The following is a 15,967-nucleotide window of genomic DNA, read 5'->3' on the forward strand; positions in this document are numbered from 1 at the left end:
CATCCCCTGGTCTCAACCGACTGTAGTAGGATCTGGACATCTCAGCGCCAGCACCCAACCCAATGCAGAATTCAGGCTTTTTTCGCAGCGCCCAGCGGTGGGTTTCTCGCACCCCCGAGCGTGCCCTTAACCAGGCCTACGAAGCCGCCCAGATGATTAAGGCGATCGAGCGTGAGTACTTTAGTGGCAACCCGATTTCACCTCGCTACGGCAACTACGGCGACAGCGCGATCGCCTACTTCCAGAGCGAGCTAAAAAAGTACCTGAATCTGATCAAGGTGCGCATGGCTGTGTTTCGGGCCAGCCGCTCGGTCGTGCGGGTCACCGACCCCAGGATGACAGAGGTGCAGCTGCCTATGGCCGGGGCCGACGACCTGGCCGTCAGCGTGATTGACCAGCAGGCCATGGTTTTTCGCAAGCTCCAGCTGATTGACGAGGTGCTAGCCCGCTACGCCAACCTCGACACCAACCCCGAGCGCGTGATCACCCTCGCCAACGGGGCCAATGGCAGCCTAGAGCCAGCCCCCTCAGCCCAGGTGCTGCGATCGCGGGCCGACCAAGTGCGAGAAGATCAGCTGTTGACTGGCCCAAACGGGGCGATCGCCGCCAGCTCCCCACCTGCCGACGGCACCCGAGCTGCGGGCCTCTCCGACCGGGTCAACGTACTGCCCCGATCTATTCTTCGCACCGTCGATCGCATTCGCCAAGACCTCGACCCCAACGCCGAGCAAGAAGTGATCAAGGAGTTTCGCAACTCCAAAGCCAAGACCACCGCTGCCATTCGGTTTGTGCTGCTGCTGGTGATTGTGCCGCTGCTGACCCAGCAGTTTACCAAAGCCTTCATCGTCGGGCCGATTGTCGATCGGGTGCGGGCCGGGGGCGAAGAAGTCGAAGTCTTTCTCAACCCTGAAATGGAGGAAGAAGCCCTCCACGAGCTACAGCAGTTTGAAGAGCGGCTGCGCTTTGAGGTGCTAATTGGCAAAGTTCCAGCTCTATCGGAGCTGAATATCGAAGAGCGCGTCCGCGACAAAGCCGCCGAAGTCGAAGAAGAGTACCGCGATCGCAGCGCCAGCGCCGTCAAAAACGTGTTTTCTGACATCTTGGCCGCGATCGCCTTTGCCCTACTGCTGATCTACCGCAAGCAGGATGTCGCTAATATCAAGGCCTTCATGGATGAGATCGTCTACGGCCTCAGCGACAGCGCCAAAGCCTTCATCATCATCCTGTTCACCGACACCTTCGTCGGCTTCCACTCGCCCCACGGCTGGGAAATTCTCCTAGAAGGCCTCTCCCGACACCTCGGCCTCCCCGCCAACCGCGACTTCATCTTTCTCTTCATCGCCACCTTCCCAGTTATCCTCGACACCATCTTCAAATACTGGATTTTCCGCTACCTGAATCGGATTTCACCCTCGGCGGTAGCGACGTATAAGAATATGAATGAGTGACGGAGTAGGGAGTAGGGATAAAGGAGTGGGGGAGATGGGGAAGGTGAGGGAGATGAGGATGCGATAAGAGGTCAATCGCAGTTGCCCACAGGCCCGTTTGCAGAACAGAAGTTTAAACCGATGATCGGCCAATCCTTTCCGTGGGGTGAAGGGCGGCGGAACGCCATTCTCGACGGGGGTCTGGGGCCTGCGAAATGGCCCCAGCGGCAGATCTGGCTTTTGACCGAAATTGTGCGCCGCGATCGCCCCGCAGTAAATCCTCGATCTAGAACGCCAGACGTTGCACTGGGCAAATGGCATTTGCCCCTACGGGAGAGGCGATCGCCCCACCCCTTTCCCCCGACGCTCTGCCCATCAGCAGAGCACAATTCTCTCAACAGAAATTAACATTTCATAAAAATTACTGCTGATGTCTGCTCACCAGTGGGACAATCTGCCCACAGCTACGTTTGCCCTAGCTATTGCTAGCTCCGCTGCCTACCCTATAAAAAGCAGCCAACTCTGCCCCCACCGACACCCCAAACCTTACCCAAACGCTAAACTCTAACCGTGTCCTTCCCCTCGTAGCTCAGGCCCCCTAACCCCCCAAGGAAAGCCCCGTGTTTGAGTACCTGCCCCCGCTCAACGACCACAACCTGCCCTACCCCGACACCATTCACCCCATCGTGGTGCACTTCGTGATTGCCATGGTGCTGTTTGCCGTCCTCTGCGATCTGGTCGGCTATTTCACCAAAAACACCCGCCTCTTTGAAGTGGGCTGGTGGAATATGGTCTTCGCCACCGTGTCTATCTTTATCGCCATTATTTTTGGCCAAATCGAAGCCGGTCTTGCAGAACCCTACGCCGCCGCCGTCAACGACCTAAACCTGCACACCCTGATCGGCTGGTCGCTCTCCGGCATCATTGCTGCCCTGACCGGCTGGCGCTACATCATTCGCATTCGCACCCCCGAGCAACTGCCCATGCCTTATTTAGGCTTAAACGCCCTGCTGACGGCGATCGTGCTCTTTCAGGTCTATTTGGGCGACAAGCTGGTTTGGGTGTATGGCCTGCACAGCGCCCCCTTAGTCGAAGCCAGCCGGGGAGGTCTACTGTGAGTTTTGGCGTAATCATTGCTCAGGCGGGAGCCAATAACCTGCCCTACTCCATCCCCATTCACCCCAACCTGGTGCATTTGACACTGGGTCTGTTTATTGTGGCGATCGGCTTTGATATTGTGGGGGCGCTGTTTCCGTTAGAAAAGCGAGTATTTAAGTTTTTGGCGATTCCGGCCACCCGCTCCAACCTATTTGACGTGGGTTGGTACAACATGGTGGCCGCCGCCATCATCACCTTCTTTACCGTTGCCGCTGGCTTTTACGAAATTTTGCTGGCCGACATGGCGGTGGAAGGCGTCAGCGCCTGGGGACTGGGGATCAAAGACACCATGATCTGGCACGGTCTGGGGGGCGTGCTCATCCTGACGCTGATCGTAGCGATGACCGTGTGGCGAGGGTTTCAGCGCTATCTGTGGCGGCAGGATCGGGCTCGCCAAGTGCAGTGGAGCTACCTGCTAGTGGGGCTAGTTGTCTTTGGGCTGATGTTTGCCCAGGGCACCCTGGGCGCTCACCTGGGGGGTGATTTTGGCGTCCATGTCACCGCCGCTCAACTGCTGCGATCGGGGGGCAACCCTAATCAGCTCTAAAGGAACCACCGCGCTATGACGACACCGACAACGCCGAGAGAACCCCGCAGTCTTTCCTTTCGCACGGTTGCGCAGCTAGTCGCCCTGCTGGTCGCCGATGCCGCCGTCAGCCTTTGGGTCGGTCGCCAGGCCTACCTCTGGATGCCGCCCCAGGCCTCGGCTGAGGCCGTGCTGGTCGATGACCTATTTGGCTTTTTGACCACCATCGGCAGTTTTATCTTTATTGGGGTAACTGCCGCGCTGCTGTACTCGGTGCTGTTTCAGCGGGCCGATAAGTACGACATCAGCGACGGCCCTCCGGTCGAAGGCAACCTGCTGGTCGAAATTCTCTGGACGGCGATTCCCTTGGGGCTAGTGATCTGGATTGCCACCTACAGCTACCAGATCTACGACCAAATGGCCATTCTTGGCCCGATGGAGCACATGAACCACGTGCCCAGCTTGGGCCTGATGCCCCCCGCCGAGGCCGCGACCCTGCCCGCCGTGCCTGAGCAAACCCCGATCGAAGTCCACGTGCGCCAGTGGGCCTGGGAGTTTCACTACCCCGATCAAAACATCATTAGCACCGAGCTGCACTTGCCAGTGAACGAGCGGGCCAGGCTAAAGCTGATCTCCGAAGACGTGCTGCACGGCTTCTACGTGCCCGCCTTTCGCGTCAAGCAGGATGTGATTCCCGGCAGCACCATTGACTTTGGTTTTATGCCCATTCGCGAGGGGCGCTACCGGCTGCGCGACTCTGACTACAGCGGCACCTACTTTGCCGCCAACCAGAGCACCGTAGTGGTTGAGTCAGCCGAGGCTTACCAGCAGTGGCTGGCCACCGCCGCTCAGCAGCCCCTCACCGAAGCTGACAATCGCGCCTTTCGCGAGTTCACCAAGTTGGGCGATCGCCCCATCAGCGCCGGCTGGAAAACCGTCGAACCGGCTCCGCCCCCCCGTGTAAACTTTGCCAGCTCTGAGGAAGATAGCTATGAGTAATGCGTCGCTTGATGCGATCGCCGCCAAGAGCGAGCAGCCGTTTCCCGGTGCTCCCAACAACTGGCGACGGTTTTTCAGCTTCAGCACCGACCACAAGGTGATCGGCATTCAGTACATGGTCACCGCCTTTGTGTTCTTCCTGATCGGCGGGCTGCTGGCCATGGTCATGCGGGGCGAGCTGATCACTCCCGAGGCCGACCTGGTCGATCGCACCGTCTACAACGCCCTGTTCACCATGCACGGCACCATCATGCTGTTCATGTGGACCTTCCCAATGCTCAACGGGCTGTCTAACTACCTGGTGCCCCTGATGATTGGGGCGCGGGACATGGCCTTTCCCCGGCTCAACGCCGCCGCCTTCTGGCTGGTGCCGGTGTTTGGCACCCTGCTGATGGTCAGCTTCTTTGTGCCTGGTGGGCCATCGCAGTCGGGCTGGTGGGCTTATCCTCCGGTCAGCCTGCAAAACCCCACCGGCAATCTCATCAACGGCCAGGTGCTGTGGCTGCTGGCGGTAGCCCTCTCGGGGGTGTCGTCGATCATGGGAGCAGTCAACTTTGTCACCACCATCTTTCGCATGCGGGCTCCTGGCATGGGCTGGTTTAGAATGCCTGCCTTCTGCTGGACAGTGCTCAGCGCCCAGATGATTCAGCTGTTTGGGTTGCCCTCCCTCACCGCCGGAGCTGTGATGCTGCTGCTGGATCTGACGACGGGCACCAGCTTTTTTGACCCAGCCAAGGGCGGCGACCCGGTGCTGTATCAGCACTTTTTCTGGTTTTACTCCCACCCGGCAGTTTATGTGATCATTCTGCCGATCTTTGGCACCTTTTCCGAAGTTTTTCCGGTCTACGCCCGCAAGCCCCTGTTTGGCTACAAGTTTGTGGTGGTGTCTTCGGTGATCATCACCGTGCTCAGCGCCATGGTGTGGGTACACCACATGTTCGCCAGCGGCACCCCTAGCTGGATGCGGATGCTGTTTATGTTCTCCACCATGTTGATTTCGGTGCCTACCGGGGTGAAGGTGTTTGCCTGGGTGGCGACGGTGTGGGGCGGCAAGCTGCGGCTCGACACGCCCATGCTGTTTGCCCTGGGCGGCCTGGTCTGTTTCTTATTCGCGGGCATTACCGGCGTCATGTTGGGGGCCGTGCCCTTCGATATTCACGTCAACAACACCTACTTTGTGGTGGGGCACTTCCACTACGTGATCTATGGCGCGACGGTGATGGGCATCTACGCCGCCGTCTACCACTGGTTCCCTAAAATGACGGGCCACATGTACTACGAAGGGCTGGGCAAACTGCACTTTGCCCTCACCTTCATCGGCGTCAACCTCAGCTTCTTGCCCATGCATCCCGCAGGGCTCATGGGCATGCCCCGGCGGGTAGCTTCCTACGACCCCGAGTTTGCCTACTGGAACGTGATTGCCAGCCTAGGCGGCTTTTTGCTGGGGGTCTCGACCCTGCCGTTTATCCTCAATATCGTGAGTTCCTGGGTGCTGGGTAAGCGCGCCCCAGCCAACCCCTGGAATGCGATCGGTCTGGAGTGGCTAATTTCCTCGCCGCCGCCGGTCGAAAACTTTGAAGAAATTCCGATTGTGGTGTCTGGCCCCTACGGCTACGGCTCCGACGAACCCTTAGTTGCCAACAACCCTGCTGGAGAGTTGATCAGTGAGCACAGCTAACCTCGACCCCACCCTCAATACCCACAGCCCCCACGCCGCTGAGCACGAAGAAGACCATCGCATGTTTGGCTTCATCATCTTCCTGCTGTCAGAAAGCGTGATTTTCCTGAGTTTTTTTGTGGGCTACACGGTCTATAAAACCAACCTCACCGACTGGCTCCCGGCAGGTGTAGAGGGGCTAGAGGTGCGCGAACCGCTGATCAATACCATCGTGCTGGTGTCGAGCAGCTTTGTGATTTACTTCGCCGAGCGGTTTTTGCACAAAGAAAATCTCTGGGGCTTTCGCGCTTTTTGGCTGCTGACCATGGCCATGGGCAGCTTCTTTCTCTACGGCCAGGCGGTGGAGTGGATGGGGCTGCCCTTTGGCTTTACTGACGGTGTGTTTGGCGGCACGTTTTATCTGCTGACTGGCTTCCACGGCCTGCACGTGATGACCGGTGTACTCTTGCAGGGGATTATGCTGGGGCGATCGTTTCTGCCGAATAACTATGCGGGCGGCGAGTTTGGCGTAGCGGCAACTTCGCTGTTCTGGCACTTTGTCGATGTCATCTGGATCATCCTATTCATCTTGATCTACGTTTGGCAGTAGAGTTTCTTCTAGATCCCAGGGTTTTTCTATGCTGTCTCAGATTGCCTAAGCTTTGCCTCCAGAACCCTGGGATCTGCTCAAGCAAGCTCTGCGTTAACTAAAACCCCTATGCCCGCGAAGGATATCTACCATAATGCTGTCAAAACTGCCTTAATTAAGGACGGCTGGACAATCACTCAAGATCCTCTGAGTTTACGTATAGGTAAAAAAGATCTGTTTATTGACTTAGGTGCTGAAAAACTGCTGGCAGCGGAGAAAGGCTCAGACAAAATCGCTGTTGAAATCAAGAGCTTTGTTGGCCCTTCAGAAATTCGTGATTTAGAAAATGCCCTAGGCCAGTTCGTGCTTTACCAAAATGCCTTGAGCCTTACTGAACCAGATAGAATCCTATACCTTGCCATTCGAGAAGCAGTGTATCTCGACTTGTTTGAAGCAGAAATCGGCAAAATGCTCTTAGAGCGAAATGTTATCAAACTCGTGTCGTTTAACCCTGAGCAGGAGGTTGTCATCCGATGGATACCTTAGACGGCTACCGCCAGGTTATTCGCGCGGTTTTAAATCCCTACACCCAACTTGCCTACGCCAATGTCGATGTTCGCAACTTGGCCGCTTTTGACGCGGACACTGACCAATATGTCATTCTCTCTGAGGGTTGGAACGGCCAACGTCATCACCATGGATGCCTGATTCACATCGAAATTCGCAATGGCAAAGTTTGGATACAGCGTGATGGAACCGAAGACGGCATCGCCACCGAACTGGTGGCGGCAGGAATATCTGAGACAGATATTGTCCTCGGATTTCAAGAACCTTCGGTCAGACCCCATACAGGGTTTGCGGTAGCTTAACGGTTGCTTCCCTATCAACCTTCTTTAACCCCATTTGGTTTAGGCCAGTGATTTTCCTAGCCCCCCTTCGTGAGGAATTGTCATGATTATCGACGACCAGCACTACGACGTAATCATTGTCGGTACCGGGGCGGGGGGCGGCACCCTGGCCCGCAAGCTGGCCCCATCGGGTAAGCGCATTCTGCTGCTGGAGCGAGGCGGCGCGATGCCCCTCGAAGAGCAAAATATTAGCGATGTGGATATTTTTCAAAAGCAGCGCTACCACGCCCCCGAACAGTGGTACGACGGCGATGGTGAACCCTTCACACCGCAGATGAAGTATGCGATCGGTGGCAATACCAAAATCTACGGGGCCGCCCTCCAGCGCATGCGGGAAAAAGACTTTGAAATGGTGAATCACCAGGATGGCCCTTCACCCGAGTGGTGCTTGAAGTACAGCGACTTTGAGCCTTACTACACCGAGGCGGAGGCGATGTACCAGGTGCATGGTCAGGGCGGGGTAGATCCGACGGAACCGCCGCGCAGTGGAGAGTTTACCTACTCGGCGATCGCCCACGACCCCACTATCCAACCCGTGGTAGAGGGCATTGCTAACCAGGGCTGCCACCCCTACCCGCTGCCGATATCGCTGTCGCTGCGGGAGGACGACCCGACTGGGGATGCCGAGGTATTTGGGGTCAATCCGGCGTTAGATTTTGGCAACGTTACCCTCAAGACCTCGGCTAAAGTTACCGGCATTCTCACTAACCCAGCGGGGACAGCGGTCAAGGCGGTGCAGGCCGAGATCAACGGACAGTTCTATATCTTTATGGCCGACATCGTTGTGCTGGCCTGTGGGGCCGTAAATTCGGCGGCGCTGCTGCTGCAATCGGCCAACGAGAAGCACCCCCACGGGTTGGCAAACAGCTCTGATCAGGTGGGCCGCAACCTGATGAAGACTCAGCTAAGTTCGATTGTGCAGGTTACGGCCCAGTCCAATTCTGGAAAATTTCCGCGATCGGTAGGCGTCAACGACTACTACTGGGGCGACAGTCAGGTTGACTACCCCATGGGCCACATACAAAACATGGGCGGGGTGCTGCAAGACGCGATTTTTGCCGAGTCGCCCCCGGTGCTCTCGCTGATTACCAAGTTTATGCCCAACTTTGGGCTCAAGCAGTTGGCGACGCGATCGATCGCCTGGTGGGCCATGACCGAAGTGCTGCCTGACCCCAAAAACCGGGTGACGGTGAAGGACGGCAAGCTCTCGGTGGCGTTTACCGCCAACAATGCCGAGGCTCACGATCGCCTCGTGTACCGCTGGCTCGACGTGCTTAAGGCGGTCGAGAAAGACAGCAGCCTGTTCTCGCGATCGGGACTGCACCCCCGTGGCGAGGTGCCCCAGTCGGTGATGGCCTATCAGTGTGGCACCTGCCGCATGGGCACCGACCCCGATACCTCAGTGCTTGACGCTAACTGTCGCGCCCACGAGTTCGATAACCTCTACGTGGTTGACAGCAGCTTTATGCCCTCCAGCGCCAGCGTGGGGGTAGCGCTGACGGTGATGGCCAATGCCCTGCGGGTGGGCGAGCATCTGCTGGAGAGGCTGCGGTAGACGCCTTAGGTAACTAGGGTGACAGTGCCGGTATCGAGGTCGTAGCGGGCACCCACCACCTGAAGCTGGCCGGACTGCTGGCGATCGCGCACCAGCGACGACCTCAACACCTGCTCCACCTGGTAGCGCACGTTGGCTGTCACAGCGTTGTCTACCGCATCCCCCGGCAGCCCCTTCACCTGCTCTACCGCAGGCAAAATCGCCTGAACAAAGGTGCCAATATCTCCCGGTAGCGGTTCATTTTTTACGGCTGCTGTCACTGCGCCGCAGCGCTCATGGCCCAGCACCATCAGCAGCGGAGTTTCCAGCAGCTCCACAGCATATTCAATGCTGCCCACCACCTCAAGCGTGGCGATATTGCCCGCCACTCGTACGTCAAAAATATCGCCTAGGCCCTGATCAAAGATGATTTCAGCCGCCACCCGCGAGTCGGCACAACTGAGCACCGTGGCGAAGGGGTGCTGAGACTGGGTTAGCTCCAGCACCCGCTCCTCCGACTGGTCGGGGTGTTCGAGGTGGTGGCCAGTAAAGCGCAGGTTGCCGTCTAGTAATCGCTGCAGCGCCTCCTCAGGGCTGAGAGATGACGGTGCTAAAGTCGCCGCCGCTGCCGATTTGATCGGCCAGAGCGCTGGCCCTAGGGCCGCTAACCCGAGTAATCCACCGCCAAAAGTTAGCACCCGGCGGCGATCGATACCTCTATCGCTATGGTTCATAACTCAATTCCTTACAGCGACGCCACACATTTTACAGAGCGAATTTCCATCACATCGGAGATATAACAGGTACCGCCAAATTTATTCAACAATGGCCGCACATTCTCGGCCACAGTTTTGATTTGTTCCGGCATACAAAACGCGACGATATAGACGTTGTCGAGCATGGTCATATCGAGGTCTTCGCTGCCGCCTCGCAGCCCCTCGCCCTCTACGTTGCGAATCACCGCGTGACCGTGAACGCCCGATTTTTTTAGGCTCTCTAAAATCTTGGCCAGCTCAAAGGAGTTGGCAATAATCTCAATTTTTTTCACAAGGTGCATGGCTTAGTTCCACAACAGGTTAATGCCGTACAGATAAAGCGGAATTCCGACGGTAATGTTGAACGGAAACGTGACCGCTAAAGCCGTAGAAACGTACAGGCTTGGGTTGGCTTCGGGCACCGTTAGCCGCATGGCCGCCGGCACCGCAATATAGGATGCGCTGGCACAGAGCACAGCAAATAAGAGGGCATTACCTTGGGACATATCGATCGCCCTGGCGATTAGCAATCCAACGCCTGCATTCAGTATTGGGATCAGTATGGCAAAGGAAATTAAGAACAAACCGGTTTTTTGCAAGTCTTTAATGCGTCGGGCCGCAACTAGGCCCATGTCGAGCAAAAAGAAGGTCAGCACGCCGTAAAACATCTGCTGGGTAAAGGGCGACAAGACTTCCCAACCATGCTCGCCAGTGAGCACACCGATGATTAAGCTGCCGACCAATAGAAAGACTGAGCTGTTGAGAAAGGCATCTCGCAGCACCTCAGACCAGACAAATTCTCGATTTTCGTCCCTAGCGAAGAAGTTCACTAGAATTAGCCCGACAATGATAGCCGGGGATTCCATCAGGGCTAAGGCGGCCACCATAAACCCATCAAAGGGCATACCCAACTCGGTGAGGAAGGCGCTGGCCGTGATGAACGTAACGGCGCTGATCGAGCCGTAGGTGGCTGCGATCGCCGCTGAGTCATAGGTGTCGAGCTTCAGCCGCAAAATAAAAAACGTGTATAGCGGCACGGCGCAGGCCATCATGATCGCCGCCAAAATCGTCAACACCACCTGCTGGTTAATGCCACTCTTGGTCAGCTCAACGCCCCCTTTGAACCCGATCGCCAACAGCAAATATAGAGAAAACAACTTTGGAATTGGCGGCGGAATTTCTAAATCAGATTTAACTAAAACAGCTATCATTCCTAAAAAGAAAAATAGCACTGGAGGATTCAAAATATTGGACACGATCAAGTTGGCATTCATGTCCATCCCTCCTGATACTGATCAAGCCAGAAGTTTAAAAAACTTTGCATTTTGCAAGCTATTATTACCCAATGCCCATGGTTTATCGTGTTGAATCACCTTCTGTCAATGGTTTTGCTAAAATCTTTGCTCGATCAGTCATCAGAATGAGGCAAATTTCCTGACTGCAAAAAATTTCCCTCTACCAGATTTTCTTCGCGTTGTAACTCTTCACAAATAGCTCACGGGTGAATTTGAACACCAAAAGTTCGACTGGTTTTATAACCATACCGCTGTAGCTAGAGTAGGCCGAAGACAGTCCTTCTAGAGTAGCAATGACTGACTAGATTACTATCTAGTTTTTCGTTTTGCCGATAGCAAAACAGCTTTAGGATTTGTGCAAATCCTGGCGGCGAAAGGGTGTTGAAGGCGTGTGAGGCGAGAGCACCGGGGCGATCAACCGTTCAGCCTAGACTAGGCCACAATCTGCGCGGCATACTGGGCCGCTAGGGCGTTGAGCAGCGTCTCGGTGTGCCCCGTCCAGCCGATGATGCCATCTTGGGCGCGCACCATTTCGAGGGTAGATTGCTTGAATTTGGGAAAGTAACTCTCGGTGGCGTCTTCGACTAGGAGGCATTCGTAGCCGCGATCGTTGGCCTCGCGCATGGTGGTCTGCACGCAGACCTCGGTGGTCACGCCAGTAATAAACAGGTGGGTAATGCCCAGGGCTTTGAGGTGAGCTTCTAGCTCGGTGGCGTAAAAGGCTCCCTTGCCGGGTTTAGGAATAATCACCTCATGGGGCAAGGGCGCGAGTTCGGGGATGATGGCGTTGCCCGGTTCACCCAGCACCAGAATGCGTCCCATGGGGCCGCGATCGCCGATTTTAAGCGAGCCATGGCCGCGATCGCGCTTTGACGGCGGGCAGTCTGACAAATCGGGCCGGTGCCCCTCTACGGTTTGAAAAATCGGCAGATCATAGCGGCGAAACGCCTCCTGCAACGCCTTGACGTTGGGAATGATCGATCGCAGCAGGCTGACATCGTTGCCTAGGGCATCGCCGAAGCCGCCGGGCTCGATGAAGTCGCGCTGCATGTCGATGATAACGAGCGCCAGTCCGGTGGCGGGGAGGGGGTAAGGGTAGGGTAGGGCAGGTAGGGGCATGGGGGGTAATGGGGTTAGGGACAGGCGGCGTCTGCCCTAGGGTTCGATCAGGGGCAGGCGGTGTTTGCTCTATTCTTCGATTTGGACGGGTTTAGCCCAGATGGCGAGCACGATGCAGCCGTCGAGACTTTTGACGGTGTGGCGGGTGCCAGGTGGGTTGACTACCAGGGTGCCCGCTGTGTAGGTGCCGTTATCGTCGGTTTGCGAGCCGGAGAGTACCAAAATATGCTCAAAGCCGGTGTGGCGGTGGTAGGGAACGCTGGCCCCAGGCTGGTAGCGCAGCAGAGCGGCGGCGGCCTCGTTGGGTTCAGCCGGATAGAGCCGGAAAATATCAATCCCAGACCGAAATGGCTCCCAGGCCAATTCTGAGTCAGCCGCCATAGCCTTCAGGTCGCGCAAGACAATCGGTTGCATCATAAATCTCGTACTCATCCACTCATCCACCCATTTACTCCCCACTAATGCCCAGCCATCTTATGGCCCAGGGTTTTGATGTCGGCGGTGGCGGTGGGGCTTTCGTAGACCAGTTCACCGTCGCTGATCACAACGATGCGATCGCTCAGCTTCAGCAGCTCATCTAGGTCTTCGCTAACCAGCAGCACCGCCACACCGCGATTGCGGGCGGCGAGGATCTGGCTGTGAATGTAGTCAACTGCCGAAAAGTCGAGGCCAAAGCAGGGGTTAGCGGCAATCAGCAAGTTGATGTTGGTTGACGACAGCTCACGGGCCAGCACGGTGCGCTGCACGTTGCCGCCGGAGAGGTGACCCACGGGGGTATCCACCGACGGGGTTTTGACCGAAAATACCTGAACTAAGCCCTCGGCCATGCGCCGAATGTTGCTGAGGCTGAGCAGCCAGCCGCGCCGGGCCTGGGGCGGGCAGTCGAAAGTGCGCAGAGCCATGTTTTCGGCCACGCTCATGTGGGGTACACAGGCGTTGCGCAGCGGTTCTTCGGGCAGGGTGTAGACCTGGTGGCGAGCCATTTCTTTGCGGGTTGACTGGTAGGGCTCGCCGTTGACGAGAATGTCGCCGCTGTGGCGGGGGCGCTGACCCGCCAACACTTCTACCAGCTCGCGCTGGCCGTTGCCCGAGACGCCCGCGATGCCGACAATTTCGCCGCTGTTGACGATCAGGCTGGCGCTGCGCACGGCGGGCAGGCCATTGTCGCGATCGGCGCGCAGATCTTTGAGCTCTAGAACGGGTCGAGAATCGGTCATTGTGACCTTTTCGACCGGGGTGGCTTCGGTCTTTTCACCCAGCATCATGTGGGCCATGTCATCGATGGTCAAGTCGCGCACGTAGCCGTGGCCCGCTAGCTTCCCCTTGCGCAGCACCGTCACCTCGTCAGTAAAGGCCATCACCTCGCGAAACTTGTGGGAAATCATCAGCACGCTGAGGTGGCCAGCGGTGACTTCTTCCCGCAGCAGACCCAGCACTTCGTCGGCTTCGTCGGGGGTGAGCACCGAGGTGGGCTCATCGAGAATCAGCACCCGGCTATTCAGGTAGAGCTGCTTGAGAATTTCGAGCTTTTGCTTTTGGCCTGCCGCCAGTTGGGAAATGGGAGTACGCAGGTCGATCTGAAAGGGGGAGGTAGCCATGAAGGCGTCGAGGCGATCGTACTCGGCCTTCCAGTTGATCCACTGGGGGCTGTCGTAGCGCGAGAGCACCAGGTTCTCGGCTACGGTCATGGCGGGCACCGAGGTGAAATGCTGGTAGACCATACCCAGGCCAAAGTGGTGGGCATCTTTGGGGCTGTCAATGTCGCGGCATAGTTTATCGACCAGTACTTCTCCAGAGGTGGGGGTGTAAAAGCCCATGATGCACTTCACCAAGGTGCTTTTACCCGCTCCGTTTTCGCCCAGCAGGGCGTGAAAGCTGCCGGGGGTGACTTTGATCGAGACCTGATCGAGGGCGGTGAAGGTGCCAAAGCGTTTGGTGAGGTTGATTACCTCCAGCTCGGGCGGAGCGGTTTTGATCTGCGGTGCAGCAACGGCGGTTTTCATAGGGGAGTAGGGAGTGGGGGGTAGGGAGTGATGGGGAGATTAGGAGAAAGTAGGGTGTGCTTGCGGAACAACCGTGGGGCGGGCGCTGCCCACCATTTCCCCAAAATTCATCTCGGATTGGGCCAAAGCCTCGATTAGGGCTTCGGAATGGGCTACAGCACCAAACACGCCGCCCTGCATTTTGACCATCTTCAGCGCGGCCAGGTGGTTGCCGTAGTCCGTAGCGCCCGTGCAGTCAGACAGCAGCAGGCACTCGTAGCCGCGATCGTTGGCGTCGCGCATGGTGGTGTGGACACATACGTCGGTGGTGATACCCGCCAAAATCAGGTTGCGAATGCCTTTGCGGGTCAAAATTAAATCTAAATCGGTGGCGTAGAAGCAGCCTTTGCCGGGCTTGTCGATCACCACTTCGCCGGGCAGGGGTTGCAGTTCAGGGATGAGTTCCCAGCCGGGTTCGCCGCGCACTAAAATGCGCCCGCAGGGGCCGGGGTCACCAATGCCAGCGCCGATTTGGCGCGATCGCCACTGTTTGTTCTCCGGCAGGTCTGACAGATCGGGGCGATGGCCCTCGCGGGTGTGGATGATGGTGAAGTTGCGATCGCGCAGCACCTCTAGCAGCCTGGCGATCGGTTGAATGGGGGCGCGGGTAAGCGACAGGTCGTAGCCCATCTTGTCGACATAGCCGCCGATGCCGCAAAAATCGGTCTGCATATCAATCACAATCAGCGCCGTATTTTCGGGCCGCAGATCCCCGTCGTAGGGGTATGGATACGGCTCGGCTTCAACAAAAATTCCCATGGGCTCTCTCCAGTTGAATAGCTAATGGCGCACTGTAGATTGGGTTATAGCGAAGCGGCACCCAACGAATCTGCCGCTGTTGGGTTGCACTGCGTTTCACTCAACCCACAGTGCAAAGCATTCCTACAAAATGCTTTAAAAGACGGTGGCAAACTGTTACTCCTGAGCTTGTCCCAATGCTCCCGGTGCGCCGGTTAATGTGCGCTTGGGCGAGCAGGTAATCACCATAATCAGCAGGGTCAAAATGTAGGGTGAGGCGTTGAATAAGTAGTAATAAGCGTCAATGCCTACCGACTGGAGGGCAGGGCCGATCGCCTGGGCACCGCCAAACAGCAGCGAGGCGTAGAGACACTGCACCGGGTTCCAGCGGGCAAAAATCACCAGGGCCACGGCCATCAAGCCCTGACCGCTAGAGATTCGCTCTGACCAGCTGCCGGGGTAAAACAGCGATAGCGATGCGCCGCCAATACCAGCCAAAAAGCTGCCCGCCACAATGCTGGCCATGCGCACCTTAAAGATTGAAATCCCCATTGCCTTGGCGGCATCGGGGCTGTCGCCCACAGCGCGGATCAGCAGACCCCAGCGACTAGAGCGAAAGAACCACTGCATCAGCGGGGCGATCGCCACCCCCAAAATAAACAGCGGGCTAATGCTCAGGGCCGACTCTAGCTGAGGAATTTGAGTCCACCCCGCCAGGGACAACGTCGGTAGTTGGGGCGCTGAAGGCTGAATGAAGGGCTTACCCAAAAAGAACGCCAGGCCGCTGCCAAAGATGATCATGGCAATGCCCACCGCCACGTCATTCACCCGAGGCTGCTGGGCCAGCCAGCCGTGAATTAGCCCCAAGAACATACCGGCCACACCGGCCACAATCACCCCCAGCCAGGGTGACCCGGTTAGATACGACACGGCGTAGGCGCTCATCGCCCCCATCAGCAGGGTGCCTTCTAGGCCAAGGTTGATCTTGCCGCTTTTTTCGGTCAGACATTCTCCCAGACTGACCAACAGAAAGGGTGCGCTCCCCCGCAGGGTTCCGGCAATAATGGCAAGGGGTACCCCCCACCAGCCCAACACTTCACTGGCCATGGTTCTAACTCTCCGTGGGTGTGATTGCAGACGGTCAAGAAACGAAATTCAGGTGCGAATATAGCGGCCTCTCGTCCCCCCGTTCCTGCTTCCGAGGCAGGGTGTCAGTTCAG

Annotated in this window: 18 protein-coding genes; 10 read left to right on the forward strand and 8 right to left on the reverse strand. The window is 57.1% G+C overall.

Annotation, left to right across the window (positions count from 1 at the left end):
- The first annotated feature begins 62 nt into the window (after positions 1-62).
- The 10 genes from H6G07_RS17615 to H6G07_RS17660 all read left to right on the forward strand — a co-directional run bounded on the left by H6G07_RS17615 (position 63) and on the right by H6G07_RS17660 (position 8,819).
- On the forward strand, positions 63-1,448 hold the full coding sequence (locus H6G07_RS17615) for a proton extrusion protein PcxA (RefSeq protein ID WP_073609271.1): 1,386 nt from the start codon (positions 63-65) through the stop codon (positions 1,446-1,448).
- A gap of 120 nt (positions 1,449-1,568) precedes the next feature.
- On the forward strand, positions 1,569-1,835 hold the full coding sequence (locus H6G07_RS17620) for a hypothetical protein (protein ID WP_139297083.1): 267 nt from the start codon (positions 1,569-1,571) through the stop codon (positions 1,833-1,835).
- Positions 1,836-2,047: 212 nt separating this feature from the next.
- Positions 2,048-2,545, forward strand: coding sequence for a DUF2231 domain-containing protein (locus H6G07_RS17625; RefSeq protein ID WP_073609272.1), 498 nt, complete (start codon positions 2,048-2,050; stop codon positions 2,543-2,545).
- A complete protein-coding gene (locus H6G07_RS17630) occupies positions 2,542-3,132 on the forward strand; it encodes a DUF2231 domain-containing protein (RefSeq protein ID WP_073609273.1) in 591 nt (196 codons plus the stop codon). Before H6G07_RS17625 ends, H6G07_RS17630 begins: the two co-directional genes overlap by 4 nt.
- 15 nt (positions 3,133-3,147) lie before the next feature.
- The gene (locus H6G07_RS17635) at positions 3,148-4,110 is read left to right on the forward strand and encodes a cytochrome c oxidase subunit II (protein WP_073609274.1); all 963 of its coding nucleotides are present in this window, start codon (positions 3,148-3,150) and stop codon (positions 4,108-4,110) included.
- Positions 4,103-5,788, forward strand: a complete 1,686-nt coding sequence (gene ctaD, locus H6G07_RS17640) for a cytochrome c oxidase subunit I (RefSeq protein WP_073609275.1) — start codon at positions 4,103-4,105, stop codon at positions 5,786-5,788. Before H6G07_RS17635 ends, ctaD begins: the two co-directional genes overlap by 8 nt.
- The gene (locus tag H6G07_RS17645; protein WP_073609276.1) at positions 5,775-6,377 is read left to right on the forward strand and encodes a cytochrome c oxidase subunit 3; all 603 of its coding nucleotides are present in this window, start codon (positions 5,775-5,777) and stop codon (positions 6,375-6,377) included. The genes ctaD and H6G07_RS17645 overlap by 14 nt, the downstream gene beginning before the upstream one ends.
- Before the next feature lie 108 nt (positions 6,378-6,485).
- Positions 6,486-6,902 (forward strand): XisH family protein, encoded by a 417-nt coding sequence (locus tag H6G07_RS17650; RefSeq protein WP_073609277.1) that lies wholly within the window; start codon positions 6,486-6,488, stop codon positions 6,900-6,902.
- Complete coding sequence (locus H6G07_RS17655; RefSeq protein WP_073609278.1) at positions 6,890-7,225, forward strand: XisI protein; 336 nt, start codon at positions 6,890-6,892, stop codon at positions 7,223-7,225. Before H6G07_RS17650 ends, H6G07_RS17655 begins: the two co-directional genes overlap by 13 nt.
- 82 nt (positions 7,226-7,307) lie before the next feature.
- Positions 7,308-8,819, forward strand: coding sequence for a GMC oxidoreductase (locus H6G07_RS17660; RefSeq protein ID WP_073609279.1), 1,512 nt, complete (start codon positions 7,308-7,310; stop codon positions 8,817-8,819).
- A gap of 5 nt (positions 8,820-8,824) precedes the next feature.
- Here the strand turns inward: H6G07_RS17660 and H6G07_RS17665 are convergent, their stop codons facing one another.
- The 8 genes from H6G07_RS17665 to H6G07_RS17700 all read right to left on the reverse strand — a co-directional run bounded on the left by H6G07_RS17665 (position 8,825) and on the right by H6G07_RS17700 (position 15,854).
- Complete coding sequence (locus tag H6G07_RS17665) at positions 8,825-9,532, reverse strand: carbonic anhydrase (RefSeq protein WP_073609280.1); 708 nt, start codon at positions 9,530-9,532, stop codon at positions 8,825-8,827.
- Between the two features lie 11 nt (positions 9,533-9,543).
- Positions 9,544-9,855 carry a P-II family nitrogen regulator gene (locus H6G07_RS17670; protein ID WP_073609281.1) on the reverse strand — a complete coding sequence of 104 codons (312 nt, stop codon included), beginning with the start codon at positions 9,853-9,855 and terminating at the stop codon, positions 9,544-9,546.
- A gap of 3 nt (positions 9,856-9,858) precedes the next feature.
- Positions 9,859-10,827 carry a sodium-dependent bicarbonate transport family permease gene (locus tag H6G07_RS17675; protein ID WP_073609282.1) on the reverse strand — a complete coding sequence of 323 codons (969 nt, stop codon included), beginning with the start codon at positions 10,825-10,827 and terminating at the stop codon, positions 9,859-9,861.
- A gap of 453 nt (positions 10,828-11,280) precedes the next feature.
- A complete protein-coding gene (locus H6G07_RS17680; protein WP_073609283.1) occupies positions 11,281-11,967 on the reverse strand; it encodes a cysteine hydrolase family protein in 687 nt (228 codons plus the stop codon).
- A 69-nt stretch (positions 11,968-12,036) separates the two neighbouring features.
- On the reverse strand, positions 12,037-12,384 hold the full coding sequence (locus H6G07_RS17685) for a cupin domain-containing protein (protein WP_073609361.1): 348 nt from the start codon (positions 12,382-12,384) through the stop codon (positions 12,037-12,039).
- A gap of 41 nt (positions 12,385-12,425) precedes the next feature.
- The gene (locus tag H6G07_RS17690) at positions 12,426-13,970 is read right to left on the reverse strand and encodes an ABC transporter ATP-binding protein (protein WP_073609284.1); all 1,545 of its coding nucleotides are present in this window, start codon (positions 13,968-13,970) and stop codon (positions 12,426-12,428) included.
- 39 nt (positions 13,971-14,009) lie between these two features.
- Positions 14,010-14,768: a biuret amidohydrolase gene (gene biuH / locus H6G07_RS17695; RefSeq protein ID WP_199312202.1), complete on the reverse strand. Its 759-nt coding sequence runs from the start codon at positions 14,766-14,768 to the stop codon at positions 14,010-14,012.
- A gap of 156 nt (positions 14,769-14,924) precedes the next feature.
- Positions 14,925-15,854: an ABC transporter permease gene (locus H6G07_RS17700; RefSeq protein WP_073609285.1), complete on the reverse strand. Its 930-nt coding sequence runs from the start codon at positions 15,852-15,854 to the stop codon at positions 14,925-14,927.
- Positions 15,855-15,967: the final 113 nt, after the last annotated feature.

The sequence above is a fragment of the Phormidium tenue FACHB-1052 genome (assembly GCF_014696675.1).
Classification (GTDB): Bacteria; Cyanobacteriota; Cyanobacteriia; order Phormidesmidales; family Phormidesmidaceae; genus Nodosilinea; species Nodosilinea tenuis_A.

What these genes read in the sequence shown, in the direction of transcription:
- H6G07_RS17680 (WP_073609283.1), bottom strand. Translation starts at nt 11,967, where the DNA reads ATGCCCCTACCTGCCCTACCCTACCCTTACCCCCTCCCCGCCACCGGA.
- H6G07_RS17620 (WP_139297083.1), top strand. Translation starts at nt 1,569, where the DNA reads ATGATCGGCCAATCCTTTCCGTGGGGTGAAGGGCGGCGGAACGCCATT.
- H6G07_RS17700 (WP_073609285.1), bottom strand. Translation starts at nt 15,854, where the DNA reads ATGGCCAGTGAAGTGTTGGGCTGGTGGGGGGTACCCCTTGCCATTATT.
- biuH (WP_199312202.1), bottom strand. Translation starts at nt 14,768, where the DNA reads ATGGGAATTTTTGTTGAAGCCGAGCCGTATCCATACCCCTACGACGGG.
- H6G07_RS17675 (WP_073609282.1), bottom strand. Translation starts at nt 10,827, where the DNA reads ATGAATGCCAACTTGATCGTGTCCAATATTTTGAATCCTCCAGTGCTA.
- H6G07_RS17685 (WP_073609361.1), bottom strand. Translation starts at nt 12,384, where the DNA reads ATGATGCAACCGATTGTCTTGCGCGACCTGAAGGCTATGGCGGCTGAC.
- H6G07_RS17690 (WP_073609284.1), bottom strand. Translation starts at nt 13,970, where the DNA reads ATGAAAACCGCCGTTGCTGCACCGCAGATCAAAACCGCTCCGCCCGAG.
- H6G07_RS17615 (WP_073609271.1), top strand. Translation starts at nt 63, where the DNA reads ATGCAGAATTCAGGCTTTTTTCGCAGCGCCCAGCGGTGGGTTTCTCGC.
- H6G07_RS17665 (WP_073609280.1), bottom strand. Translation starts at nt 9,532, where the DNA reads ATGAACCATAGCGATAGAGGTATCGATCGCCGCCGGGTGCTAACTTTT.
- H6G07_RS17635 (WP_073609274.1), top strand. Translation starts at nt 3,148, where the DNA reads ATGACGACACCGACAACGCCGAGAGAACCCCGCAGTCTTTCCTTTCGC.
- H6G07_RS17650 (WP_073609277.1), top strand. Translation starts at nt 6,486, where the DNA reads ATGCCCGCGAAGGATATCTACCATAATGCTGTCAAAACTGCCTTAATT.
- ctaD (WP_073609275.1), top strand. Translation starts at nt 4,103, where the DNA reads ATGAGTAATGCGTCGCTTGATGCGATCGCCGCCAAGAGCGAGCAGCCG.
- H6G07_RS17660 (WP_073609279.1), top strand. Translation starts at nt 7,308, where the DNA reads ATGATTATCGACGACCAGCACTACGACGTAATCATTGTCGGTACCGGG.
- H6G07_RS17655 (WP_073609278.1), top strand. Translation starts at nt 6,890, where the DNA reads ATGGATACCTTAGACGGCTACCGCCAGGTTATTCGCGCGGTTTTAAAT.
- H6G07_RS17670 (WP_073609281.1), bottom strand. Translation starts at nt 9,855, where the DNA reads ATGCACCTTGTGAAAAAAATTGAGATTATTGCCAACTCCTTTGAGCTG.